The sequence below is a fragment of the uncultured Allofournierella sp. genome, assembly GCA_944382705.1.
Lineage (GTDB): Bacteria > Bacillota > Clostridia > Oscillospirales > Ruminococcaceae > Allofournierella.
On record CALWNE010000028.1, the window covers coordinates 1 to 5,027 of the forward strand.

At 55.1% G+C, this 5,027-nt stretch carries 4 protein-coding genes; 3 read left to right on the forward strand and 1 reads right to left on the reverse strand.

Going from position 1 to position 5,027, the window contains the following annotated elements; genetic code table 11:
* A partial coding sequence (locus ACH2EM_RS03830) for an EAL domain-containing protein (protein WP_395150780.1) occupies positions 1-1,818 on the forward strand: 1,818 nt, incomplete at its 5' end.
* 125 nt (positions 1,819-1,943) lie between these two features.
* On the opposite strand, the gene ACH2EM_RS03835 is transcribed toward ACH2EM_RS03830, so the two are convergent.
* Complete coding sequence (locus ACH2EM_RS03835) at positions 1,944-2,552, reverse strand: peptidoglycan DD-metalloendopeptidase family protein (protein ID WP_395150781.1); 609 nt, start codon at positions 2,550-2,552, stop codon at positions 1,944-1,946.
* A gap of 353 nt (positions 2,553-2,905) precedes the next feature.
* Here ACH2EM_RS03835 and ACH2EM_RS03840 point away from each other — a divergent pair, with 353 nt between their 5' ends.
* Positions 2,906-3,835: a PfkB family carbohydrate kinase gene (locus ACH2EM_RS03840; RefSeq protein WP_395150782.1), complete on the forward strand. Its 930-nt coding sequence runs from the start codon at positions 2,906-2,908 to the stop codon at positions 3,833-3,835.
* Entirely contained in the window at positions 3,832-4,749 is a 918-nt protein-coding gene (locus tag ACH2EM_RS03845; protein WP_395150783.1) for a pseudouridine-5'-phosphate glycosidase, read from the forward strand. Before ACH2EM_RS03840 ends, ACH2EM_RS03845 begins: the two co-directional genes overlap by 4 nt.
* Positions 4,750-5,027 lie beyond the last annotated feature (278 nt).

Here is a 5,027-nt window from a genome sequence, read left to right on the forward strand (position 1 = left end):
GAGTATGTAAACCGGTACCTTGTTCCCATCTACGAGGGCGGCACCCCTTACCAACAGGACGGCGCCCCCAGCAAAATCATAGGTGTGCTGTGCGGCTCTCACTACACCAATACCCTTCGGTATGTGCTTTCGGCCAATCTGTTCAATGATGTGGGCGTTAACCACATCATCACCGATGACGGCACCTTTGTGGTGCGCAACACCACCTACTTCACCGGCGATGTCCTCAATATGTTTGATTCCCCGGCCATTGATTCGGAATCGGCGGATGCATTGCTTTCGGCATTTGCAGACCGTCAGGCCGCTTACATGGAAGTGGAAGCAAACGGCACCTTTTACGATTTGTATTTCCGCCCCTTAAGCTATAACAACTGGTACATCGTAACCGTTGTTCCTCACGAGCTGCTGGTTACCGATATATCCCATTGGCTGATGCTGCAGCGCGCCACCTTTTACAGCCTGTTTTTCTTGTTCTTCCTGCTTGCTTTTTACATTTACTACACCATGCAGCAGAACACTAAAACCATGTATCAGCTGGCCTACATCGACCCCGTTACCGAGTGCTGGAACAGCCACCGCTTTATGAACGAGCTGCCCAACCGGCTTGGCAGCACACCCAAAGCATTGGTAATGCTGGAAACAGACAATGGCGAGCTGGTTAAAAACCTTTACGGTCTGGAAGCCTTCAACCGGCTGCAAAAGCACATCGCTCTTTGCCTCAAGCGTAGTCTGCAAGGCAAAGAACTGTACGCTTCCAGTCCCAAAGGCTGGATTCTGCTGCTGGATGATACCAACGAGGAGGATGTTACCCGCCGGTTGGAAGAACTGCTTGCAGATATGCAAAAGTTCTCCATTAACGCACACCAGAATCTTCACCTGATTTTCTCCTGCGGCATTCGCTTTGTAAGCAAGCATAACCAAGACCTGGAGACCATCATGCTGCAAACCTCCCTTACACTGGATAGTGCAAAGCGGCAGCGGCGTGATGAAATCATCTTCTACCGCCCCAGCATCTATGAACCCATTCTGGTAAACAACCAGATTGAGAACTGCATGGAAGAAGCGCTGGCCAACGAAGAATTCCAGGTATGGCTGCAACCAAAAATCAATCTGCGCACCGGGGCACTTACCAGTGCCGAAGCTCTGGTTCGGTGGATTCGGCCAGATGGGTCCATGGTTTACCCCGGCCAGTTCGTGCCCTTGTTTGAGCGCAACGGTTTCTGCGTAGATTTGGACTATTATATGCTGGAGCATGTCTGCCGTCAGCTGCGTGAATGGCTGGATCAGGGCCTGCCCGTAGTGCCTGTTTCGGTCAATCAGTGCCGGTTGATGTTCTACGAAAAGAACTACATTAACCAGGTGCTCTCCACCTTGGAGCGTTACAACATTCCGCCCCACCTGGTGGTGCTGGAGGTAACCGAGAGCCTGGCCATGGAAAACACCGAGCGGATGTACTTCATCCTGAACGAGCTGCGCAGCCACGGGCTGCATATCTCCATGGACGATTTCGGCAGCGGATTCTCCTCCTTGAACTCGCTGAAGGATTTGCCCATTGATGAACTTAAGCTGGACCGTGTGTTCCTTTCCACCAGCGATAACACCAATGCTGCCAAGCGTGACCTGGTGATTAAGGGCATTGTGCAGATGGCTCACAGCCTGAACCTCACCACCGTCATTGAAGGTGTGGAAACCGCAGAGCAAGCCCAGATGATGCTGGAGCTTGGCTGTGATGTGGCCCAGGGCTATTACTATAACAAACCCTTGACCTGCACGCTGTTCTGCGAACATTACTTTGGCACACCTGGCTCCAACAAATAAACAAAACAGCCCCCGGTTTTTCCTGCTGAGAGGAAACCGGGGGCTGTTTTTCTTGTGCCTCAATCTCTGGCACGGCACAAACCTTGCACAGCATATGCGCAAGCCCTGTGCCGCCTTTTGCTTCATCAATCTGCCAGCTGGATGGCAGGGTCTTGGTATACCCCATCCTGAAGCAATTCCAGGTGCAGGTGGCATTCCGTTTGCTCTGCGGGGATAACACCCAATGCGCCCAAGGTCTGCCCCTGTTCCACACTGTCCCCTGGCTGCACGCTTACCGAGTCTGCTTCCAGGCCACAGTACCGCCATACCATGCTATCGCTTTCCACTTCCACCACCTGGCCCCAGAGCACATCCTCGTACACCGCTTTCACGGTGCCTGCCTTGGCACTGTATACCGGTGCGCCGGCCTGGGCTGTCAGATCCAGGCCATTGTGGGTGCGCCAGTCCCGCAAAGTTTCGTTGTATACCAGCTGATCTCCGCTAAATGCCTGCCCAATCTGCCCATCCACCGGCCAAACGAAGGAAGGCAGCGGTGCATCGGCTGGCAGTTCCTGCACGGCGGGCTGCTCGGTAGCAGACCCAGCACCACCAGCAGAAGGCGAGGACTCGGCAGGCTGCGGCGATGCGTTGGGCTTGGTGGTAGCGGTCGGGGTAGTGACCGGCACATCCGGTGCTTTTTGCTCCACTGGCTGACCCGGTAAATCCCATTGCTGTGTCCCCTCCTGATTTGCCATATTTTCCTGCTGTAAAATGTTTTTTACTCCAAAAAAGCTAAAGGCCACCGCCGCCGCAATGCACGCTGTCAGCACAGCATACAAGCCTCTGCCCCTGAGAAATTGCCTGATTTGCTCCATATTCCATCTGCTCCTTGCTGCTTTTTGCCCTGCTGCGCCAACCGGCTGGTGCAGGGGTTGTGTGCGTTGATTTGCAGATAGTGTGGCATACAAAACCGCTAATTATACATAGTGTCGATTGTCACTTGTAACAAAATTGCGGCCATAGTACAATAAGTGTGTTCCCACAGCCATTGCAGGGGACAATCTTGAACGGCTCTTTTTGCGAGAGCTTTCCACAGGGGGAAACCTTTTTGACAGAGCAATACATTGCGGGCATTGGCGGGGCCAATGTGGACATCCACGGCCAAAGCCTTTCGCCCATTATCATGCGGGACTCCAATCCCGGCCGGCTGCATCTGTCCATGGGCGGCGTTATGCGCAATATCCTGGACAATCTGGCCCGTTTGGGCCAGCGGTGCGAGCTGATCAGTGCCGTAGGGGACGATGCCTATGGCCAGATGATTCGCACCGGGTGCCAGCAGCTGGGCATTGGCACCCAGGGCCTTATGACTCGGCCCGGGTGCCGCTCCTCTAGCTATATTTCCATCATGGACTCTGCCGGGGATATGCTGGTTGCCATGAGCGATATGCACATTTTGAAGGAGATGGACCAGCAGTTTGTGGCAGACCAGCTTGAACTGCTCAACCAGGCCGCCGTGGTGGTGTGCGATGCAAACCTTTCGCCCGCTGCCCTCACCTACCTGGCAGAACACTGCACCGCACCCCTTTACATCGACCCGGTGAGTACCACCTGGGCCAAAAGCGTGGTGCCTATTCTGGGGCGTTTTCACACCATCAAGCCAAACCGGCTGGAGATGGAGATTCTGGCCGATATGCCTATCACTACCGAACAGGACCTGGAAGCGGCCTGCAAAAAGGTGATTGCCACCGGTGTGCAGCGGGTGTTTGTAAGCCTTGGGGCGGACGGCATTTATTACATGGGCCCGGGCGGCGCCATGCACAAACGCAGCCGCCGCTTTGACCGGATGGTAAACGCCACCGGCGCAGGGGATGCTACCATGGCAGGCATCTTGTATGCCACCATGGCAGGCATGAACGAAAGCGATGTTCTGGACTTTGCGCTGGGTGCGGGTCTGGTGGCCATCAGCGGTGCTGACACCATCAACCCTGCCATGAGCGTGGAGACCGTAAACCAACTGATGAAGGAGTATGTAAAATGAACCTGAAAGACTATTTGGATATTACCCCCGAAGTAAAAGCAGCCATCGAAGCCGGTCAGCCTGTGGTTGCGCTGGAAAGCACCATTCTGTCCCATGGTATGCCCTACCCCCAGAACCTGGAGTTTGCTGCCCAGGTGGAGCGCATCATCCGTGCTGAGGGTGCTGTGCCCGCCACCATGGCCATCATCAACGGCCGCATGAAAGTTGGTCTGAACCAGCAGGAGCTGGAATTGATGTGCAAGGGCGAAGGCGTTGTAAAGGTAAGCCGCCGTGACCTGCCCATCATTCTGGCCCAGGGCGGCACCGGTGCCACCACCGTTGCTTCCACCATGATTCTGGCTCACCTGGCTGGCATTAAGGTATTCGCCACCGGCGGCATCGGCGGCGTACACCGTGGTGCCGAAACCACCATGGACATCAGCGCTGACCTGCAGGAGCTGGCCCACACCTCTGTGGCTGTGGTTTGCGCAGGTGCCAAGATGATTCTGGACATCGGCCTGACCCTGGAATACCTGGAAACCATGGGTGTGCCTGTTCTGGGCTTCAACACCAACGACTTCCCCGCTTTCTACTGCCGCAAGAGCGGTTTCGGGGTGGATTGCAACGCCAAGGACGCTGCCGAGGTTGCTAAAATCGCCAAGACCAAGTGGGACCTGGGCCTGGAGGGCGGTATGTTGATTGGCAACCCCGTGCCGGAGGAATACGCCATGGACTTTGATGAGATGAGCGCCATCATCGACAAGGCTCTGGACAGCGCCAACAAGGAGGGGGTTCGCGGCAAGAACATTACCCCTTACCTGCTGGCTCACATTGTGGAGTACACCCAGGGCCGCAGCCTGGCCACCAACATCCAGCTGGCCTACAACAACGCCCGTGTAGCAGCCCAGATTGCCAAGGAGTACGCTGCTCTCTAAGCATGGGCCAGCTGCCTTGCCGCCTAAAAAGCATTGCAGGGGATGGTGCAGCATCCCCTGCAATGACCCGCCGGCAAGCTCCCCTTTTATGCCATGGCAGCAAAAGCAAAGCAAGAGCAAAGCAAAAAGGTACAGACCTTTCGGTCTGTACCTCAGCCTGTCGAAAAAGGTCGCCAAAAGGCGGCCTTTTTCTCGTATCATGGAAGAAAATGGGGTATAATGGTGTAGGGTGATAAAAATGCTGGTAAAGAACACAGAAAATCGAGGACAGCTGGAAT